Origin of the sequence: Gluconacetobacter dulcium (assembly GCF_014174165.1) — a bacterium.
Taxonomy (GTDB): Bacteria; Pseudomonadota; Alphaproteobacteria; order Acetobacterales; family Acetobacteraceae; genus Gluconacetobacter; species Gluconacetobacter dulcium.
In genome coordinates this window covers 85004-105595 of sequence record NZ_JABEQN010000012.1, presented here as the reverse complement: position 1 = coordinate 105595, position 20592 = coordinate 85004, and the positions used below count along the sequence as shown (strand labels likewise).

Annotated in this window: 18 protein-coding genes and 1 pseudogene; 7 read left to right on the top strand and 12 right to left on the bottom strand. The window is 66.0% G+C overall.

What is annotated here, in order from left to right:
* Positions 1–71: 71 nt before the first annotated feature.
* Together HLH25_RS11120 and HLH25_RS11115 are read right to left on the bottom strand one after the other, a co-directional pair.
* Complete coding sequence (locus HLH25_RS11120) at positions 72–509, bottom strand: DUF3574 domain-containing protein (protein WP_182974131.1); 438 nt, start codon at positions 507–509, stop codon at positions 72–74.
* Positions 509–1360: an NUDIX hydrolase gene (locus tag HLH25_RS11115; protein ID WP_182974130.1), complete on the bottom strand. Its 852-nt coding sequence runs from the start codon at positions 1358–1360 to the stop codon at positions 509–511. The genes HLH25_RS11120 and HLH25_RS11115 overlap by 1 nt, the downstream gene beginning before the upstream one ends.
* Positions 1361–1487: 127 nt before the next feature.
* On the opposite strand from HLH25_RS11115, the gene HLH25_RS11110 reads away from it, so the two are divergent.
* The 4 genes from HLH25_RS11110 to fusA all read left to right on the top strand — a co-directional run bounded on the left by HLH25_RS11110 (position 1488) and on the right by fusA (position 6474).
* Complete coding sequence (locus HLH25_RS11110) at positions 1488–3365, top strand: ABCB family ABC transporter ATP-binding protein/permease (protein WP_182974129.1); 1878 nt, start codon at positions 1488–1490, stop codon at positions 3363–3365.
* An 85-nt stretch (positions 3366–3450) separates the two neighbouring features.
* Entirely contained in the window at positions 3451–3732 is a 282-nt protein-coding gene (locus HLH25_RS11105) for a hypothetical protein (protein ID WP_182974128.1), read from the top strand.
* Between the two features lie 151 nt (positions 3733–3883).
* Positions 3884–4186: a 50S ribosomal protein L28 gene (gene rpmB, locus HLH25_RS11100; protein WP_182974127.1), complete on the top strand. Its 303-nt coding sequence runs from the start codon at positions 3884–3886 to the stop codon at positions 4184–4186.
* A gap of 200 nt (positions 4187–4386) precedes the next feature.
* Complete coding sequence (gene fusA, locus HLH25_RS11095; RefSeq protein ID WP_182974126.1) at positions 4387–6474, top strand: elongation factor G; 2088 nt, start codon at positions 4387–4389, stop codon at positions 6472–6474.
* 146 nt (positions 6475–6620) lie between these two features.
* On the opposite strand, the gene HLH25_RS11090 is transcribed toward fusA, so the two are convergent.
* Together HLH25_RS11090 and HLH25_RS11085 are read right to left on the bottom strand one after the other, a co-directional pair.
* Positions 6621–7751 (bottom strand): aspartyl protease family protein, encoded by a 1131-nt coding sequence (locus HLH25_RS11090; RefSeq protein ID WP_182974125.1) that lies wholly within the window; start codon positions 7749–7751, stop codon positions 6621–6623.
* A 52-nt stretch (positions 7752–7803) separates the two neighbouring features.
* Positions 7804–8406 carry a TetR/AcrR family transcriptional regulator gene (locus HLH25_RS11085; RefSeq protein WP_182974124.1) on the bottom strand — a complete coding sequence of 201 codons (603 nt, stop codon included), beginning with the start codon at positions 8404–8406 and terminating at the stop codon, positions 7804–7806.
* Between the two features lie 103 nt (positions 8407–8509).
* On the opposite strand from HLH25_RS11085, the gene HLH25_RS11080 reads away from it, so the two are divergent.
* Entirely contained in the window at positions 8510–9979 is a 1470-nt protein-coding gene (locus HLH25_RS11080; protein WP_246402031.1) for a coniferyl aldehyde dehydrogenase, read from the top strand.
* Between the two features lie 30 nt (positions 9980–10009).
* Here HLH25_RS11080 and HLH25_RS11075 read toward each other — a convergent pair whose 3' ends face one another.
* Entirely contained in the window at positions 10010–10447 is a 438-nt protein-coding gene (locus tag HLH25_RS11075; RefSeq protein ID WP_182974122.1) for a host attachment protein, read from the bottom strand.
* A gap of 219 nt (positions 10448–10666) precedes the next feature.
* On the opposite strand from HLH25_RS11075, the gene HLH25_RS11070 reads away from it, so the two are divergent.
* Entirely contained in the window at positions 10667–11776 is a 1110-nt protein-coding gene (locus HLH25_RS11070; protein ID WP_182974121.1) for a site-2 protease family protein, read from the top strand.
* Positions 11777–11850: 74 nt separating this feature from the next.
* Here the strand turns inward: HLH25_RS11070 and HLH25_RS20540 are convergent, their stop codons facing one another.
* The 6 genes and pseudogenes from HLH25_RS20540 to HLH25_RS11040 form a co-directional block, all read right to left on the bottom strand.
* Positions 11851–12072 carry an Hsp20/alpha crystallin family protein gene (locus HLH25_RS20540; protein WP_310889093.1) on the bottom strand — a complete coding sequence of 74 codons (222 nt, stop codon included), beginning with the start codon at positions 12070–12072 and terminating at the stop codon, positions 11851–11853.
* On the bottom strand, positions 12023–12394 hold the full coding sequence (locus HLH25_RS20535; RefSeq protein ID WP_182974119.1) for an Hsp20/alpha crystallin family protein: 372 nt from the start codon (positions 12392–12394) through the stop codon (positions 12023–12025). The genes HLH25_RS20540 and HLH25_RS20535 overlap by 50 nt, the downstream gene beginning before the upstream one ends.
* 234 nt (positions 12395–12628) lie before the next feature.
* Entirely contained in the window at positions 12629–13243 is a 615-nt protein-coding gene (locus HLH25_RS11055) for a phosphoribosyltransferase (RefSeq protein WP_246402029.1), read from the bottom strand.
* A 169-nt stretch (positions 13244–13412) separates the two neighbouring features.
* Positions 13413–15125 carry an FtsX-like permease family protein gene (locus HLH25_RS11050; protein ID WP_182974118.1) on the bottom strand — a complete coding sequence of 571 codons (1713 nt, stop codon included), beginning with the start codon at positions 15123–15125 and terminating at the stop codon, positions 13413–13415.
* Between the two features lie 187 nt (positions 15126–15312).
* Positions 15313–15735, bottom strand: a pseudogene (locus HLH25_RS20765) (ABC transporter permease); the annotation flags it as partial.
* Between the two features lie 447 nt (positions 15736–16182).
* A complete protein-coding gene (locus tag HLH25_RS11040) occupies positions 16183–16377 on the bottom strand; it encodes a hypothetical protein (protein WP_182974117.1) in 195 nt (64 codons plus the stop codon).
* A gap of 206 nt (positions 16378–16583) precedes the next feature.
* Here HLH25_RS11040 and HLH25_RS11035 point away from each other — a divergent pair, with 206 nt between their 5' ends.
* Entirely contained in the window at positions 16584–17993 is a 1410-nt protein-coding gene (locus HLH25_RS11035) for a L,D-transpeptidase scaffold domain-containing protein (protein WP_182974116.1), read from the top strand.
* Positions 17994–18077: 84 nt separating this feature from the next.
* On the opposite strand, the gene HLH25_RS11030 is transcribed toward HLH25_RS11035, so the two are convergent.
* Complete coding sequence (locus tag HLH25_RS11030) at positions 18078–20288, bottom strand: malate synthase G (RefSeq protein ID WP_182974115.1); 2211 nt, start codon at positions 20286–20288, stop codon at positions 18078–18080.
* Positions 20289–20592: the final 304 nt, after the last annotated feature.

Here is a 20592-nt window from a genome sequence, read left to right as displayed (position 1 = left end):
GCCTGTGGAAGGGACAGAGGGGGAGCGACACAGGGCGTGACCTGTACATGACCGCGCCTGGCGGGCGGTTTTCAGAAGGCCTGGCAGCCCGTGCGAATGACCAGCCCGACGGATTGCTGCTGGAAGTCGTGGCGGTATTCCGCGCGGATGGCGTCCAGCCGGGTGGTCAGGTCCGGGGCGTCGGGCCGGGTGGCGATCCAGACGATGCGCGAAGGTTCGGTGGTGACCTGCTGACTGGCGCGGTCGCGCCACTGGCCGCTGGCCTGGAACACGCTGAGCCCGTCGGGGAAGCGCGGGGTGACCGCGCGGCGCAGGAAAGCCTGCCACTCCGCGTCGGTGACCGGCCGGCCGTCCGGGCGGGTCAGGCCGAACAGCAGCGAGACCTCGATGCCGCGATGGGCGCCAAATCGTTCGCAGGCCAGGCTTGCGGGCGTCGCGCGATCAGGCGGGGCCGGGGTGCAGGCGGCCAGCAGGCATGCCGCCGCCAGGATGTGCGCTGCCCTGTGCATCAGGCGAAGGCCGGATTGTCCAGCCCGGACAGGCCCGTGCGCAGGCGCCGGCCGTCGGGACTGTCGGGGTCGATGAGGCCATGGCGGAGGAACAGGTCGATCAGCACCAGATTGACGTTGAATTTGAAATCGTCGCCCGCCCGCACGATCCGCAAGGCTTCTTGCAGGGGGATCAGCGAGAAGGACTCGACCTCGCCATCAGTGGGGACGGGGACGAAATCGGGCGGCAGATCGAGGTCGTAGCAATGCAGCACGTCGCGGCGCAGGCCCTCGGGCCGCTCCATGGCGTAGCGGATGCGGCCGGTGGCTGTGGCCTGGGCGATCAGGGCAGGGGGGATGCCGGCTTCCTCGGCCGCTTCCTTCTCCAGCGCCTGCCGGGGCGTGTGGCCGGCGGGGATGCCGCCGGCGACGAGGTGGTCGAGCTTGCCGGGGTCCAGGCGCTTGTTCATGGCGCGGCGGCCGATCCACAGATGCAGGCCGTCCGGGCGGCGGACCAGCCCGTTCATATGCACGCCGTGGGCGATCAGCCCGAACAGTGGCAGCGCCCCGCGGTCGATGCGCGCGACGGGCGGCGCGTCGGCCGTGGGGGCGACATCGAACAGTTCGTGGTGGGAGCGGTAGAGCCCGTCGGCGGCCAGGGTTTCGCCGAGTGCTTCCAGCCGGGTCGGGTCGTCCAGCACCAGTGCTGCGTCCTGCCGGCGCAGGCCGCGCCGTTCCAGTTCGGGCACCAGGGCGGGCGCGAGCCAGCCGGCCGGGGACGTTCCAAGGCGGAAGGCGGTGCGGTCGCCGGGCAGGCGTGCGGTGTTGCAGGAATCGAGATGCCGGATGAAGGGGGCGGCGTCCGCTGACATGCGCGTCTGCTCCTTATGCGTGGGCTTGGCATACCGGGTGGGGCAAGGTGTGACAATCCTGCCGCGCCTGCCGCCGGACAGGGGTTGGCGGTTTGCAAACGCGCCCTCGCATGCCACATCCAGAGGCATGACACCGCCCTCATCCTCCGCCCGGCCCGCGCGCGAGCGCCCCGTGCATGCGACCCTGCGCGCCCTGCTGCCCTATCTCTGGCCCCGTCACGATCTGGGCACCCGCGCGCGGGTGGTGGGGGCCTGCCTGCTGCTGGTCGCCGCCAAGATCGCGACCATCGCCGTGCCGTATGTGTACAGCCTGGTGGTCGATGCGCTGCATGGCGGGCAGGGGGGCGGCGTTTCCGGCCCCATGCGTGAAATGACGGTGCCGATGGCGCTGATCATCGGTTACGGCACGCTGCGCCTGATGTCGGCGGGCATGGGGGAATGGCGCGATGCGCTGTTCGCCCCGGTGCGCTTTCATATCAGCAGCGTGGCGGCGATGCGCAGTTTCCGCCATATGCATGCGCTGTCGCTGCGCTTTCACCTGGACCGCCAGTCGGGCGGCGTGACGCGGGCCATCGCGCGGGGGACCGAGGCGATCGAGACCATTCTGCGGGTGGGCGTGTTCAACATCGTGCCGACGCTGATCGAGGCGCTGCTGGTGATCGCCGTGATCTGGCGCCTGTTCGACTGGCGCTATGCCGCGATCATGCTGCTGGCGGTGGCGGCCTATGTCGCCTTCACGATCAGCTTCACCTCCTGGCGGATCGGCATCCGCCGCGAGATGAACGAGATCAACAGCGAGGCGAGCTGGAAGGCGCTGGACAGCCTGCTGAACTACGAGACGGTGAAGTATTTCGGCAACGAGGAGCATGAGAGCCGGCGGTACGAGGAGACGCAGCGGCGCTACGAACGCGCGGCGGTCAAGACCCAGCTTTCGCTCAACGGGCTGAATTTCGGGCAGGCGGCGATCATCGCCGTGACGCTGACGGTGGTGATGCTGCTGGCGGCGCATGACGTGGGGCAGGGGCGCCTGACGGTGGGGCGGTTCGTGCTGGTCAACACCTATCTGATGCAGCTCTATCTGCCGCTCAATTTCCTCGGCAGCATCTATTCCTCGCTGCGCACCTCGCTGGTGGATCTGGAGCAGATGTTCCGCCTGATGGAGGAAGCGCCGGACGTGAAGGACCGGCCGGATGCCATCGACCTGCCGGCGCGGCTGGACGAGGCGCCGGCGGCGGCGATCCGTTTCGAACATGTGCGCTTCGGCTACCGGTCCGACCGCGAGATCCTGCATGATGTCAGCTTCAGCGTGCCGGCCGGCGGGCGGGTGGCGATCGTGGGGCCGACCGGGGCGGGCAAATCCACCATCAGCCGGCTGCTGTTCCGCTTTTATGACGTGACCTCGGGGCGGGTGGTGATCGACGGGCATGACGTGCGTGACTACCATCAGGCGGCGCTGCGGGCGGCGATCGGCGTGGTGCCGCAGGATACGGTGCTGTTCAACGACACGATCGGCTACAATATCGCCTATGGCCGGCTGGGGGCGTCGCAGGACGAGATCGAGCATGCGGCGCGGCTGGCGCAGATCCACGATTTCATCACCAGTCTGCCCGACGGCTATGCGACCCGGGTGGGCGAGCGGGGGCTGAAGCTGTCGGGTGGCGAGAAGCAGCGCGTGGCCATCGCCCGGACCATCCTGAAGAATCCGCGCATCCTGATCCTCGACGAGGCGACCAGCGCGCTGGATACCCATACCGAGCAGGAGATCCAGGTGGCGCTGCGCACCGTTTCGGCGGAGCGGACGACCGTGATCATCGCCCACCGGCTGTCCACCGTGATCGACGCGGATGAAATCCTTGTGATGGGGGATGGCGTGATCAAGGAGCGCGGCACCCATCGCAGCCTGCTGGCCCGCGACGGACTGTATGCCGGCATGTGGGCCGCCCAGGCCGAGGAGCGTGGAGAGGATGCCGGCCACGCGGCGGTGGGGGCTGGTCTTCCGGCCTGAACGGGGGCACGGTGCGCCCGCCGCGTCCATGGGGCGCAGGGACAGAATGCCGTCTGAGAGACGCGCGCAGCGAGGAGAGGATGACATGGCGGAGACGGAAGGCGAGGGACCCGCGCTGGGCCAGGATGGATCGGTCCCCGAGGAACTGAGCCATTGCGGCGCCGTGGTCGACAAGGCCATCGAATACATGCTGGGCGAGAACCTGCCGCCGATCGCCATCGCCTCGGCGCTGCTGGGCGGGTCGCTGGGCCTGCTGTCGCGCACCATGGACCAGGGCACGATGCTGGCGATGCTGGAAAACGCCATGCACAGCGTGCGCTCGGGCGACCTGCATCCCGACCGTGACAAGGTCACGCGCCCCGAGTAAGGGGAAGGGCCGGAAGGGGATTCGGGCGAAAACGCCCCGAATCGTGCCTTTCGACTTGACGGGGCGCGGTAGCTTGGCCATAAGCCGCGCCTAATCTTGACGATCGTTGCCGGGCATTATGCCTCGGCCCCAGTTATCCGAGGATGATACCATGTCTCGCCGTTGCCAGATCACGGGCAAGGGCGTGCTGACGGGAAATAACGTCAGCCACGCCAACAACAAGAGCCGCCGTCGCTACCTGCCGAACCTGCAGGAGACCTCCCTGCTGTCCGATATCCTCGGCAGCGCGGTGCGCCTGCGGCTGAGCACCAACGGCATTCGCACGGTCGAGCACAATGGTGGCCTGGATGCGTTCCTGCTGTCGACGCCGAACCGCAAGCTGCCGGTCGAGGCGCAGGCGCTGAAGCGCCGCATCCTGCGCGCCCAGGAAAAGAAGGCCGCGACGGCAGCCTGAAGCCATTGGCGCCGGTCCGGTCGTTTTCGACCGGGCCGGGCTTGCATGTTTCAGGTGCCTGACGCATGTCAGGGCCATCTGTCTATTCAGCCGGTCTGCATCTTCCTCGATCCTGGTGACGAGGTGGGGGGCTTCCGGCTCCGACGGGCGCGAGGGGAAAGGTTCCGTTCGCGCCTGAATTGTTTTGTGGAGGTTCCCCCGTGTCTGAAAAGTCCGATCTTTCACTGATCCGTAATATCGGCATCACCGCGCATATCGATGCCGGCAAGACCACGACCACCGAGCGGATCCTGTATTACACCGGCGTGTCGCACAAGATCGGTGAGGTCCACGAGGGCAACACCACGACCGACTACATGGACCAGGAGCGTGAGCGCGGCATCACGATCACCTCGGCCGCCGTCACCTGCGAGTGGGACGGGCATCGGATCAACATCATCGACACCCCGGGCCACATCGACTTCAACATCGAGGTGAACCGCTCGCTGCGCGTGCTCGACGGCGCGGTGTTCATCATCGAGGGCGTGGCCGGCGTGCAGCCGCAGTCCGAGACCAACTGGCGCCTGGCCGATCGCTACAACGTGCCGCGCATCATCTTCATCAACAAGCTGGACCGCACCGGCGCCGACTTCTACCGCGCGTTCGACACGCTGAAGGAGAAGCTGGACATCGTCGCGATCCCGCTGCAACTGCCGATCGGGGCCGAGGAAAACTTCATCGGCGTCGTCGATCTGGTCGAGATGCGCGCGATCATCTGGGAAGGCGGCGAGCTGGGCGCGAAGTTCCACTATGCCGAGATCCCGGACGACCTGAAGGAAAAGGCCGCCGAGGCCCGCCAGGAACTGCTGGACACGGCGCTGGCCGTCGACAACGCGGCGATGGAAGAATATTTCGAGAAGGGTGACGTCGACGTCGCCACTCTGAAGCGCTGCATCAAGAAGGGCGCGATCTCGGGCGAGTTCCGCCCCGTGCTGTGCGGCACGGCCTTCAAGAACAAGGGCGTGCAGCCGCTGCTGGATGCGGTGATCGACTACCTGCCGGCGCCGGACGACGTGGCGGGCATCCGCATCGCGCCGCCCGAGGGCGAGGACGTCGACGAGAACGCGCTGCCGATCATCCCGGTCGATCCGAATGGCAAGTTCGCCGGCCTGGCGTTCAAGATCATCAACGACAAGTACGGCACGCTGACCTTCGTGCGCGTCTATCGTGGCGTGCTGCGTTCGGGCGACAGCGTCCTGAACACCACGAAGGACCACAAGGAGCGTATCGGCCGTATCTTCCAGATGCATGCCGACAAGCGCCAGGAAGTGAAGGAAGTGCATGCCGGCGATATCGCCGCCTTCGTGGGCCTGAAGGACACGCAGACGGGTGACACGCTGGCCGACGCCGCCGATCCGGTGGTGCTGGAGCGCATGAGCTTCCCGGTGCCGGTGATCGACATCTCGGTCGAGCCGAAGACGAAGGACGGGGTCGAGAAGATGACCCTGGCGTTGCAGAAGCTGGCGGGCGAAGACCCCTCGCTGCGTCTGAAGACCGACCAGGAAACCGGCCAGACCATTCTGTCGGGCATGGGCGAGCTGCATCTGGACATCATCATCGACCGTCTGCGTCGTGAGTATGGCGTGGATGCGAACATCGGCGCGCCGCAGGTGGCCTATCGCGAGACGATCACCCAGCCGCATGTCGAGACCTACACCCACAAGAAGCAGTCGGGTGGTTCGGGCCAGTTCGCCGAAGTGAAGATCGAGTTCGCGCCGCTGGAGCGGAACCAGGAGATTCAGTTCGAGAACAAGGTCGTCGGCGGCACCGTGCCGAAGGAATATATTCCGGCGGTCGAAAAGGGCATCCGCATGCAGTCCACGACGGGCGTGCTGGCGGGCTTCCCGACCGTGGACTTCAAGTTCACGCTGCTGGACGGCAAGTACCATGACGTCGACTCCTCGGCGCTGGCGTTCGAAATCGCCGCCAAGGCCTGCTTCCGCGAAGGCATGAAGCGCGCCGGCCCGGTGATCCTGGAGCCGATCATGGATGTGGAAGTCACGACGCCGAACGACCATGTCGGCGACGTGGTGGGCGACCTGAACCGTCGCCGTGGCATGATCCAGAACCAGGAAAGCTCGGGCTCGACCGTCATGGTCCGTGCGCTGGTGCCGCTGAAGGAAATGTTCGGCTACATCTCGCACCTGCGTTCGATCACGAAGGGCCGTGCGTCCTTCACGATGCAGTTCCATCATTACGACCCGGTGCCGCGCAACGTGGCGGACGAGATCGTGGCCAAGTCGGCCTGATCCCGACCGGATCGCACGAACAGGAAAGCCGGCCCGAAAGGGCCGGCTTTTTTTGTCTCCGGGGCCGGCTGGGGTGGCCCTGATTCCGGGGCCTGACCTGAATGCGCGCGCCGGATCGCCGCCGGCGCGTATGGTCGGTCAGGCTTTCAGAGATAGGCGCGGAGCGTGAGCGTTGCGGAGGATTGTCCGGAGTCGCGGCCGATCGTCAGTGATATCGTCGCGCCCGGCGGGCCGTTCAGCGCCTGCTGGAGCGCCTGCGGTGGCGGGCTCAGGATGGTATCGCCGGGGTGGATGCCGGCCTGCTCTCCGGGGCTCCCCTTGCCGACGCCCGTGACGCGCGCCGCATCCCCGGCCTGGGTGACGGCGAGACCGGAGAGCGCGTAGGTGAAGGGACCGGGCGTCAGGCTGTTGCGGCGGGTCCAGAGGACGCGTTGCACCGGATCGCAGGCCAGATTGAAGCACCGCAGCAGGGGCAGGCCGATCAGGCCTTGGGAAATGTCGACCATCTGATTGTCGGGCAGCAGCAGGGCCAGCAGCCCCTCGAAGGTGTATCCCGCGAATTCCATCTTCTCCAGCCTGATGATCCGCGCGCCGTTTCGCGCCGGCGCGAACGGGCGGTCGTCCGACCACAGGCCGAGCGTGCGGGCTGTATGATGGTTCAGTCGTACCAGCGACAATCCGCCGGTATCGAGCAGAAAGCGCAGGCGCGTGCCGTTGACGACGCCCGAGGCGGTCATGAAAGGCGACCATCGGTCGCCTTCCGGGCGGGTGATGGTGGAATCCAGCCTGGTGAAGCCTTCCAGCTTCGGACGGCCAGTCGGCCAGACGCGCCATTGCAGGGCGTCGAAATCCAGTTCGCTGAAGACCGTTGCGAGGATGCCGGAGGCCAGGGCCCCCGCGATCTGGTCGCCCAGCACATGCGGCCCGACGCCGACCAGCAGGATATTCCGCTGGCGTATGATTCCGGCGAAGGAGGCGTCGCTGATCACGAACGTATTGCGGAAGCCGGTTACCCCTCCGACCCCGACATTGAGCGTGCCGCCGTCCGGGAGGGACAGTTGCCGTGCCAGATCTTCGCGAATCAGGCTGAAGGCGCCACCGGTGTCGATGGCGAACAGGAAGGTGCCTGCGTTGCCGATGCTGACCGGCATGACCACCCGGCTGCCGACCAGTTGGATCGGCCCGACCAGCGGTCCGTCATTGGCGGAGGCAAGGGTGGGGGAGGCGGTGACGGCCAACGTCGCCCCCAGGGATGAGCAGAAGCGACGGCGGTGCATGCGGAACGGCCTTCCTGACGGGTCGTGCATCTTTTCAGGATGGCGCCATTGTTCAGGAAGACAGGCCCGCCAGCAAGATATCCAGCGCCGCCGGTATCGGGGTGGGGCCGACTTTCTCTTCGGTCAGTTGCCCGTCGAGCATCAGCATGGCCAGGCCATGGACCTGTGCCCAGCATGCGGTTGCCTGTGCCGTCAGCGGAGAGTCGCGAAACACGCCGGTGCGTTGCCCGTCCTCCAGAAAACGCAGCAGGATACCGAAGGAGGTCATGGCCGCGTCATGCACCTCCGGGTCCGCTGCCTTGTCCGCGTCCATGCTGAACATCAGCCGATAGAGGCCCGGCTGTTCCTGCGCGAAGGCGATGCAGGCTTCGCCCGCCGCCAGAAAGCGTGTCCGGAACGGACGATCGGGCGGCGAGAGGGCGTTTTCCATGACGGCTGCCAGCCGTTCGAAGCCGATTTTCGCCAGTTGGCTCAGCAGGGCGCCCTTGTCGCGGAAATGCTTGTAGGGGGCGCCGTGGCTGACGCCGGCCTGCCGCGCGACCTCGCGCAGGGTGAAGGTCCAGTGCTGGTCGGTGGCCAGCATGGCCAGCGCGGTTTCGACCAATACCCGGTGCAGGTCGCCATGGTGATAGGGGCGGCCATCGGTTTCACGCATACGCGAGCCCTATGTAGACAGGGGAAACATTTGATTGACGTGCGGCGGAGGCCGGGCGTATCTCGGGAAAGGACATGATCTTCCGTAAAATATGGAGGCCGCGATGGCCGTCAATGCGTCGTCCGATGCCCGCCAGGCCGCCCTGTCGCGGATGCTGGAGCATCAGCGTGCGGCATTCCTGCGCGATGGCCCACCGGACCTGCGACAGCGCCGGGAGGATCTGCGCCGCCTGAAAGATGCGGTCGTGCGGCGGCGCGGCGAAATCGTTCACGCCCTGAACACGGATTTCGGGCGCAGGTCGGCGCGCGAGACGGCGATTGCGGAACTGTTGCCGCTGGTTCGGGCGATCGACATGATGTCCCGGCGGCTGCGGCGCTGGATGAAGCCGGAGCGGCACCGGGTTTCGCCCTATTTCCTGTTCGGGTGTGCCTGGATCATGCGCCAGCCGGTCGGTGTCGTGGGTATTGTCGCGCCGTGGAACTATCCGTTCTCCCTGGCGCTGCTCCCGCTCGCGACCGCCATTGCCGCCGGCAATCGGGCCATGATCAAGCCATCGGAGATGACGCCGGCCACGGCGGCGGTGATCGGCCGGATCGTGGAAGCCATATTTCCGCCGGAACAGGTGGCGGTGGTGACGGGCGATGCGGATGTCGGCGCGCTGTTCACTGCCCTGCCGTTCGACCACCTGCTGTTTACCGGCAGCACGGCAGTGGGGCGCAAGGTCGCGGTGGCGGCGGGACATAACCTGACGCCGGTCACGCTGGAACTGGGCGGCAAGTCGCCGGTCGTTATCGAACCCGGCTTTGCGGCGGCGCGGGCGGCGGCGCATATCGCATTCGGCAAGTTGATCAACGCGGGCCAGACCTGCATCGCGCCGGATTACGTGCTGGTGCAGGAAAAGGACAGGGAAGCCTTTGTCGCGGCCTGCGGCAAGGCGATGGAAAACCTCTATCCCGCCGGGTTCGGTGCCTCGCCCGATTATACGGCGGTGCTGAACAGGCGCCATTACGAGCGTCTCCGGCATCTGGTGCGCGACGCCGACGAACGGGGCGCGCGTATCGTCACGCTGGGGAGCGACGGGCCGCGCCCCGACAAGGACGGGCAGGAGGACAGTCACGGGGCCAATCACGGGGACAGTCTGGTGATGCCGCCCGTCCTGCTGCTGGACGTGACGCCGGAAATGGCGGTGATGCAGGAGGAGATCTTCGGCCCCGTGCTGCCGGTGCTGACCTATCGCACCCTGGACGAGGCGATCGCCTTCATCAACGCCCGCCCTCGGCCGCTGGCCCTGTATTATTTCGGCACCCAGCCGGCGATGCAGGCGCGCGTGCTGGACCGCACGGTGTCCGGCGGCGTCACGATCAACGGGACATTGCTGCATTATGCGCAGGAGGACCTGCCGTTCGGCGGTGTGGGGGCCAGCGGGATCGGCGCGTATCATGGGCGGACGGGCTTCCTGGCCATGACGCATGCGCGGGCGATCTACCGGCAGGGGCGGTACAACGCCACGACGATTCTACGCCCGCCCTTCAGCCGGCTGACCGATATCGTCATCCGTTTCCTTCTCCGCTGAGGCGGCGGAACGCGGGGAATAGGAGACGGGTCAGATGACGTATTCGATATGTTCCTTCAGGCGATGATCCGGGAGCCCGGTCAGATCTTTCCCGATGGTTCCGATGAGCTTGCGTCCGGCCTCCGGCCCGAGGTGGCTGACGATTTCCGCATTGCTGTGCGCGGGCGCGATGACCAGGAGCCGCGCATAGGCATGGTTGCGTTCGTTTATCTGTCCGGCAACGAATTTCGAAAATGACGCCTTTTCCAGCCGGTGGCGGTCATGGCGCGGATTGAGCGCATGATGGGCGGTCGAGCCGGTATGGTAGCTCGCACCCGGTGCGTCGTCTCCCAGGTCGGAGGTGCGCTGATGCGCGGATATCGCGTCGAAGGAGGCGATGGTGTGCAGTGCATGGTCTTCGGCCGGTTGTACGAACCGCGCATGCTCGCCATCTGCCACGACGATCAGGATACCGTTCCGGTCTGCCATTTTTCCGATCCTTATTTTTCCGATCCTTATGGAAAGTGGATCTCGGGCGTTTTCCCTCGGACATGCGGGCGGGCGGGCCGGGAAACAATCCTCCTCCGGACTCTGTGATCGGGCAGGGACGCAGGCTGCCGTGCGGCCGGCGGGTGTCGGGCGAACTTATGCCGCGCACCGATGTTAAGCGTGCTCGCGCGGCAGACGATCGTTCATCGAGGGCACGGCATGACCTGGTCCATCCCGATCGGCAGGTTCGGCGGCACGACGGTCCGCCTGCACGTCACCTTCCTGCTTTTTCTGGCATGGATCGGCGCGGCTTATGCCATGCGGTCCGGCATGCGGGCGGCGATCGACGGCGTTCTGCTGATCACGGCCGTGTTCGCCTGCGTCGTGCTGCATGAATTCGGTCATGTGATCGCCGCGCGGCATTACGGCGTGGCGACGCGGGACATCACGCTTCTGCCGATCGGCGGTGTCGCCCGCATGGCGCGCATTCCCGAACAGCCGACCCAGGAACTGGTGATCGCGCTTGCGGGGCCGGCGGTGAATCTGGTCATCGCGGCCATCCTTTATGCCGTCACGCAGACCGCGCCCCATCTTTCCGCCGCCGACCTCCAGGGCCAGGGCGTCGGCATGCTGTCCCGGCTGTCGAGCATCAACCTGTTCCTGGCCGTGTTCAATCTGATCCCGGCTTTTCCCATGGATGGCGGGCGGGTCCTGCGCGCCTTGCTCACCTATCGGATGGATCATGCGCGGGCGACCCAGCTTGCCGCATCGGTCGGGCAGGGGATTGCCTTTCTGTTCGGACTCCTCGGGCTGCTGGGCAATCCGCTGCTGCTGTTCATCGCGCTGTTCGTCTATCTGGGGGCCGCGACCGAAGCGCAGGGGGCGCTGTTCCGGCAATTGGCGCACGGCATGATCGTGGCGGATGTCATGACCACGCATCTGGAAACCCTGTCACCCGACAGCCGGATCGACGAAGCGGCACTGAGGATGATCCATACGCCCCAGCAGGAATTTCCGGTCGTCGACGGGCAGGGCAAGCTGTGTGGCCTGCTGACGCACGCGGCCATCCTGCGGACCATGCATGAAGGCAAGGCCGACGCGGCGGTCGGGGATATCATGATCCCCGATATTGCCAGCCTGCACCCCTACCAGACGGCGGACGACGCATTGCGCCTGCTGGAGGAAAGCCAGGTGCCGGCGATTGGCGTGAAGGATGGACAGGGACGGTTCGTCGGCCTGATTTCCCGGGCGAATATCGGCGAGGTCATGACGATCCATGTGCTGCGGGACAGGAACCGGCCCCCATCGGCCCTGCCCCTGTCACGATAGCGCGCCTTACGATAGCGCGCCGGCCCGGCCGCCCCGTCGCCGGGAGACCGGGCCGTGCATCATGGCCTGTCCTGTCAGGCATGTTTGACGGGAATGATCGTTTCGCTCTTCTGGGCTTCCGGGGTCTTGGGCAGGGTGATCGTCAGCAGCCCGTTATCGAACGTGGCATCGATCTTCGTCGCATCGACCCCGTCGGGGATCGGCAGCGATCTCATGAACGAGCCGAAGCGACGTTCCGAGTAATGATTAATGATAGTTCCTCCGTTCGTCCTCGCGCCGCTCGCATTTCTCGCCACGAATGCTCAGCACCCCTCCAGAGACCTTAATCTCGATGTCTTTTTCATCTATTCCCGGAAGTTCGGCGACGACGTCATAGGCGTTGTCCTTCTCCACCATGGAGATCGCGGGAACGATATCGAACGTGTCGTCGCGCGGCCAGAGACGGTCGAGGCCCGGCACGCGGCCAACGGGACGCCGCCATACGGCTGAACGGAAATCGTCGAAGAGGCGATCGAATTCCCACCGCAGCGTATCCAGCGTCGAACTGGACGGTGAACGCGCCGCAGGGGCATTCGTCGTCGTCTCCGTTTTTTCCCTGGTTTTTTCGATGTTTGCCATGGTCGTTTTCCTGTTCGCGGTTTTCCTGTTCCCAGGTGGCCCGGCCCCCAATGGGGCCGGGCTTATGACTGAACTGGTCCCGGATGCGGGATGCTCAAGGGGCGTTTCTTAAAAAAATCATGATTGGATCTGATGGAAATCAGAGGGGGCTGGAATGGCTGCCGGTCCCGCCCGTCATGTGTCCGGGATGCAGGTCGCGGGCCTGCGCAAGCAGCCGGATCACGTCGGCATCTTCTACCTGCGGAAAGTCCCGGTAACAGGCACCGACGGCAAAAAAGGTTGCGGCTGTGACAGGCAGACGATGCGATCGCACTCGGTACGCAGCGTTGCGATACTGTCGGCTGGGGCCGCGGGTACGGCCAGGACCAGACGCGCCGGATGATTTTTCCGTACTGCGCGAAGGGCTGCCCGCATCGTGCCGCCGGTCGCGATCCCGTCATCGACCACGATCACGACGCGCCCGGTCACCGGAACGGGCTGCCGGTCCGGCGCATACAGCCGACGTTGCCGGTCGATTTCGGCGCGCTGGCGATCCACGATGGTTCCGATCGTTTCGGCACTTATTCCAGCGTCCCGCACATGGGCGTCATCCAGCACGATCTGCGGGTCGGCTCCGTCCACGATTGCACCGAAGCCATATTCCTCCTGACCGGGGCTGCCGATCTTGCGCACGAACAGCAGGTCCATCTCCGCACCGAGCATCCGCGCGACCTCGAACGCCACCGGCACGCCGCCGCGCGGCAGCGCCAGAACCAGCGGATGGACGGAGGCCAGAGATAACAGAGCCGTGCCCAGCGCCTGGCCGGCCTCCTGCCTGTTCCTGAAGAGGATGGCGTGATCCGTTGGCATGGCACCCTCCCGCAGGGGTTCCGACTCTTCATGCAGGGCGGTGACGGGTCGATGCCCGTGCGTCCTGCGGGTGCGGACCTGCGCCACGCCAGTGGAGGTGGGATACGTGATCACCTCATGCAGCAGGGGCGGCTTTCACGAAATGGCGAGAATGGGTCGCGGCGCGCCCTCAACCGTTTCGCAAGGCACGTGCCGGAGGCTGGCGGGCCGCCTGGAGAGTCTGGGCAATGACTGTCGCGTATCCGATCAGGACCGCGCCGGTCGTCGCCGTCACGAACGGCCAGGGCGTCAGGGCGATGCGCTGATCGAAGCTGCTCAGCCATGTCCGCATCCCTATCCAGGCGATCGGCCATGCGATCAGGTTTGCCAGCAGCACCGGGCGCAGGAAATGGTCCACCAGCAGGACCAGTATGTTTCCGCTATGCGCGCCGAGCACCTTGCGGATTCCGATTTCGTGCCGCCGGCGCGAGACCGTGAAGAGAGAAAGCCCATAGAGGCCGAGCGCGGCGATACCAACCGCGACGCCGGCCCCCATACCGAAGAGAAGGCCGTGCGCGCGGTCGCTCCGGCTGTCCTGCGCCAGGATGTCCGAGACCGTCTCGGCTGCGAAGGGCACGTCGGGCACGGCGGCGATCCATGCCGCATGGAGGCGCGCGATCATGTCCGGGGCGGAGACGCCGGAGAAGCGCACATGCATGGCGACCGCCGTTCTGGCCCGATCGCCGGGACGCAGTCCGTAGAACAGCAGGGGATGGACATGTTCGTGCGGGCCGTTGAGCCGCAGGTTGTCGATCACGCCGATCACACGCAGGGCCGGCGCCGCGTCTTCCTCGCGCACCAGCCGGCCGATCGCTGCCTGCGGGCTGCCGATTCCCAGTTGCTCTACCGCCGCGCGGCTGAGGACGACGCTGCGGACGGTGGGCTGCAAACGGCGCGTTTCGCGCAGATCTTCGCCTCGCCGCGGGTCGAACCATCTGCCGGCCAGCACTGTCAGCCCGTAGAGATCGGCATAGCCGGGTGTGGCGAAACCCCAGTTGAGGGTGGCACCGTTTTCCGGTGTCGTATCGAGGCTGAACGTATCGCCGTTGGTCACGAAATGCGGATAGATGTCGGAGCGCTCGAAACCCGTGACGCCGGGGACCGTGGCCAGGGCACGGCGCAAGACGTCCTGGCGATCGACCAGACTGTCATCGGCGGCGGAGGTGACGACGATCAGGCCCTCGGTCGCGATGCCACGGGCCATCATGCGGACGAAACGCGCCTGATCGGTCATGACCAGCGTGCATATGGCGAGCCCGATCGCGAAACCGAATTGCAGTGTCACGAGGAGCGCATGCAGCCGGGCGCCCATGCGTCCTCCGGCGGGCATGCGGCTTGCCGCCAGGGGTGCGTAGGCCGAGAGGATCATGGCCGGATAGAAACCGGCGCCAGCGCCCAATGCCGGCACGACGGCGAGACACAGCGTTCCGCAGAAGACGGGATCGAGCGTGAGTTGCCAGCCGCCGAGCGTGCCGATGACGTGGAGCGCCATCTCGCACAGCGCCAGTCCGCAGAAGGCCGCGACCGCTGTCAGGATCATCGCTTCCGCCATGAAGTGCCGGACCAGCGACGCCCGGGTCGCGCCCAGGACTTTGCGGACCGCGACCTCGCACGCCCGCAGGGACGCGCAGGCGGTCGTGAGGTTGATATGGTTGATGCCGGCCGTGCCCAGGGCTGCCAGGCCGACGAGGCCGAGGATGGTGACCAGGGCGCGGCTGATCGTACCCGTGCCGATCGTGGCATCGCGGAAATGGATCTGGCGGAAGGGGACCGGCACCAGCCCGCCATCGCCCATATCGTCGCGAATGGTCTGCACGCTGTTCGCGCCCGGATGGCGCGCCATGTAATGGCGCAACCCCGCGCGAATCGATGGCAGGGCGCCAGCATCCGGTATGCGGACGAACAGCGGCCCCCAATGTCGAACCCCAGTGCGTGACGGCCTGCCAGCCCGCGGCCTCTGACGGAAGCCGCATGATGATTCCGAAATGATAGGTCGCATTCCGGGGCGGGTCGGCATAGACGAGCGTGACGACAAACGGTCTGGCATCCTGTGCGATGCGCATCGTGCGGCCGACCGCATGGATGGTTCCGAAATATTTGAGAGCGAGACTTGCGGGAATGGCGATGTTGGCGGGCTCCGCCAACGCGGAACGGCGATCGCCGTCGAGTGCGCGCAGCCTGAAGAAGGAGAAGAAATCGGGATCGACGAAACTGGTGTCCTCCTGTTCGACCCGCGCGCCCGCATGTACCGGTTGCGACTGGGGCACCAGTCGCAGGGTTTCGGTGATGGCCGGAAAATCCTGACGCAGAAACGGTGCCGCGACAAAGCTGGCACCGGCGATTTCTTCGGGCGTGCGACCGGGGAGCGTCCAGGTCTGGTCGAGCCGGTAGAGGCTGCTGGTTTCGGGCAGGTCGGCATCATAGTCCGCCTCGTAGCGCACGATCAGCGCCATCGTCAGAAAGATCGCAAGGCCGAGCGAGAGGCTGGCAAGATTGATCGCCGTATAGAGCCGATGCCGCGCAAGCCCACGCAGAAGAGGGGAGATCATGCTGTCGCTCCGATACCAGACCGTCGGGGCAGACAGTCTGACATGAAACGAGATTTTGCGCATTTATTTGAAATAAAACGAAATTTTCGGGTTCTGTCCGTGCGGGGTGTCCGTATCCGGACAGTGGGAGATACCGCCATGCGCGCCAAGCCCGAGCCTGCGGGGGACAGGGCCACGAGATGTGGAAGAGGCGCGTCGGATCGTCGGCCCGATTTCCGGAAGGTGCGTTTCGCACGCCCGGATCAGGAGACAGGATTATGAAGTACGACTTGTCGTCAGCCAGCCGAAACTTCCGCCTCCCTGTCGGGAGGCGGAAGCCCGGATGAACCAAAATATTGTAAAGTGAGGGCCTTAGCCGCGTGCCGGCGGAACGGGCGGCGGCGGCGGGGGAGGCGGCGGCGGAGGCGGCGTCTCGACCGGGGCGGGCGGCGGCGGGGGCTTGTCTTCGGCACATGCCGCCAGAAGCATCACAGGCAATGCGGCGGCGATCAGCGCGACCACGCGCAGACGCCTGTAACGGGACAATGTTTCGGAAACCGCGAACATCAGGTACCCTCCATTTAGAATTTCAGAAGATAGCAGGTAATTAGAAGCATCTCTTGACAAAAAGTCAAACTACTATTTGCGTGATCGCGTCGATCCGGGAGTCATGGTACGTGCGGGTAGCTTGGTATACGGTCAGAGATGGTCGGCGGCGGGGCGTAGTTGGCGCGCGGTCGCGCAACGCCGCGCGCGGCGTGGTCTCACGCTCCATGAGTGCGCTCGCCTTGGTATTCATGCTGGCGGCGTGCGCGGTGAATCCGGAAAATGCCAATACGGAACTGGGACATCTGATCGACGGTGCGTCGCAACTGACAGTCGCCGGGGAGCCCGTGAATGTTGCGTTGCTGCGGCGTTTCTACGCGCGTCATGATTTCGAGCCCGTATGGACAGTGCGATCGACCGAGGCGCGTTCCCTCCTGGATGCGGTGTTGCGTGCGGGGGATAACGGCCTCGCCCCCGAAATGTTTCATGCCGATCTGCTGCGGCGGGAGACGGATTTAGCGCCGCTGGATCGCGAATTGTTACTGTCCGACGCTTTTCTGTCATATGCCGATGCCCTGGCCCGTGGCGCCGTGCCGGTGGACCGCCGGAGGGACGATGAGACGCTGACCCCCGAACCGGTTGACGTGGCCGCCCGGCTGGATGCCGCCATCGACAGTCCCGATCCGGCGGCGGTCATCGAAGCGCTGGCGCCCGCGACGCCGACCTACCTGGCGTTGCGACAGGCGTTGCGCGCATGCCGCCAGTCTTCCGCCGGCCGTGACGGCCGCAAGGGCGGCGGGGCGACGTGTCTGCGCAGCATCGAAGTGAATCTGGAACGCCAACGCTGGTTGCCGCGCGCGATGCCGCCGGATCGGGTGGTGGTCAATGTGGCCGAGGAGAGGCTGGTCCTGTACCGTGCCGACCGGCCGGTATTCTCCACGCGGGTCATCGTCGGTCAGGATGGGGAGCGGAACCAGAGCCCCGAATTCCGCGCCATGATCGACGCCAGTCTGTACAATCCGCCCTGGGTCGTTCCGGTCGATATCGTGCAGCGGGAGATCCTGCCGAAGATCAGCCGCGACCCCGGCTATCTGGCGCGGAATCGCATGATCATGCTGGCCAATGGCGAGGTGGAGCAGAAGCCGGGACCGGATGCGGGGCTCGGGCTGATCATGTTCGACATGCCGAACCGGTTCGATGTCTACCTGCACGATACGCCGGACCAGAATCTCTTCAGGCGCGATAATCGCCGCATCAGCCACGGATGTATCCGGGTACAGAAACCCCGCGATTTCGCGGCGCTGCTGATGCGGCAACCGATCGACGCGATCGATCAGGCGATCGCGCAGGGAACGACCACGCGCAAGGCGCTGCCCGAGCCTGTTCCCGTCTTCGTGGTCTATCTGACGGCGTTTCTGGATGCGGACGGGGTTCTGCGCTTTCTTCCGGATTTCTACGATCGCGACGCGGGCATCTGGCAACAATTGAGGAAACGGCCTGCCAGACGGCATCCGGCGGCGCAGGCCGACCGCAGGCCGGTGTCCACGACCCGTCTCCTGGCGGCTCTGGATCGGTCGGAGCCGCCGTCGCCTATGACCGGACGGATGGTGTTGCGGTGGCCGACGCTCGGCGGGTAACCCGGCTGCTCTGGTGACGCCGCCGACCGGTGGGCAGCCCCGTCCCGATGGGCAATCGGGACGGAGCGGAGCGGAAGGGGCCGTTCAGGCGCCCGTCCGTTCCAGCACGGGTGTGCCCTGGCCCTGTGCCGCCTGGGCCTTGGCGACGCGGCGCCAGCGGTGCAGGGTCGGCTCCGTGTAGCCGTTGGGCTGGGTGGCGCCGGTGAAGACCAGTTCGGCCGCCGCGCGGTAGGCTGGGCCGTCGGGATTCTCGGCCAGCGGGCGATAGCCTTCCTCGCCCTGGTTCTGCGCATCGACGATCGCGGCCATGCGCGTCATGGACGTGCGCACGTCCTCTTCCGAGATCACGCCGTGGCGCAGCCAGTTGGCGACATGCTGCGAGGAGATGCGCAGGGTCGCGCGGTCTTCCATCAGGCCGACATCGTTGATGTCCGGCACCTTGGAGCAGCCGATCCCCATATCCACCCAGCGCACGACATAGCCCAGGATGCCTTGCAGGTTGTTGTCCAGTTCCGCCCGGCGTTCGGCCGCCGACCAGGTGATCTGCCGGGCCAGCGGCAGGGTGAGCAGCGATTCCAGTGCCGCCGGCTGCGTGGCCTCCAGCCGGGTCTGCACGGCACGGACATCGACGAAATGATAGTGCAGGGCATGCAATGTCGCCGCCGTGGGGGAAGGCACCCACGCCGTGTTCGCGCCCGCGCGGGGGTGGGCGATCTTCTGTTCCATCATGTCGGCCATGCGGTCGGGCATCGCCCACATGCCCTTGCCGATCTGCGCGCGGCCTTTCAGGCCGCAGGCCAGGCCGATGGCGACGTTGCGCTGTTCGTAGGCGCCCATCCACGGCTCGGCGCGCATCTCGCCCTTGCGGACCACCGGGCCGGCCTGCATGCAGTAATGGATCTCGTCGCCCGTGCGGTCGAGGAAGCCGGTATTGATGAACACCACGCGGTTGCGCGCCGCATGGATGCAGGCGGCCAGGTTGGCGCTGGTGCGCCGCTCTTCGTCCATGATGCCCATCTTGATCGTGTTGGGCGGCAGGTCCAGCATCTGCTCCACGCGGTCGAACAGGGCGTTGGACAGCGCGACTTCCTCGCCGCCATGCATCTTGGGCTTGACGATATAGATCGAGCCGGTGCGGCTGTTGACGGTGGGCGAGTTGCCGCGCAGGTCGTGCAGCGCGATGGCGGCGGTGATCGCGGCGTCCAGCACGCCCTCGGGGATGGCGTGGCCGGTGATGTCCGTCACCGCGTCGGTGAACATATGGTGCCCGACATTGCGCACCAGCATCAGGCTGCGCCCCGACAGCACCAGCGACGAGCCGTCGGGCGCGGTGTAGCGGCGGTCGGGCGCCAGTTGGCGCTCCACCATCCGGCCGCCCTTGGGGAAGGAGGCCGTGAGCGTGCCCTTCATCAGGCCCAGCCAGTTGCGGTAGACCAGAATCTTGTCTTCCACATCGACCGCCGAGACGCTGTCCTCGCAATCCATGATGGTGGTCAGCGCGGATTCCGCGATCACGTCCGCGATGCCGGCCTTGTCACGGCTGCCGATCGGCGCGGTTGGGTCGAAGCGCAGTTCGATATGCAGGCCGTGATTGCGCAGCACGATCGCCTCTGGCGCGTCGCCCGTGCCCTGGAAGCCGGCGAACTGGGCGGGGCGGCGCAGTTCGACCGGTTCGGCGACACCTTCGAGGGTCGCGAACAGCCGCCCGTCCGCGATGTGATAGCGGGTGGCGTCGGCGTGGCTGCCCTGTGCCAGCGGGGTGATTTCGTCCAGCAGCACACGCACGCGGCGGATGACCTGCGCGCCGCGCTGTTCGTCATAGCCGCGCGCCGGTGCGCCGGAGGCGCCATAGGGCTCGGCATCCGTACCGTAGAACGCATCGTACAGGCTGCCCCAGCGTGCATTGGCGGCGTTGAGCGCGTAGCGGGCATTGGTGACGGGGACCACCAGTTGCGGGCCGGCGACATGGGCGATTTCGGCATCCACGTCGCGGGTCGTGATCTCGAAATGGGTCGGCTGGGGTTCCAGATAGCCGGTGGTCCGCAGCAGGCGGATCTGGCCTTCGACATCGGCCGCGTCGAATCCCGGCGCGGTCAGCAACTGGTCCACGGCCTGTTGCAGCAACCGGCGCCGCGCCAGCGCGCTCAGAACCTTGGGCGCGAACTGCGAGACGATGTCGGACAGGCCGGCCCAGAAGCGGTCGGCGGCGATGCCGGTGCCGGGCAGGACCTCGTTCGTGACGAAGGCATCGAGGGCGTGATCGACTTGAATCTGACCAATCGTGCGGCGGGACATGGCGGTTCCCCTTGATAGGATGGTACGGACCGGGTCGGGTCCGGCATGGATGTGGTGGCAGGTCTGTCGAGCGGACAGGCTGGGGACGGGTTCAGAACCGGGTCCGGTGGCTGTCCATGATCATGCGCCGGGCAAGGCGTGCATCCATGCCGGCGGGGTGGCGGGCACGGTGCGGAACGGCCTTGTGGATGGCGATGGATTCGACGGGCATTGACGAACCTTCCTCTTCGATGATCCTGTGCGATCAGTTAAGGAGAGCCATGAAGCTGATACCAGACAAAAGAAGACGTTAAATCATGAATGG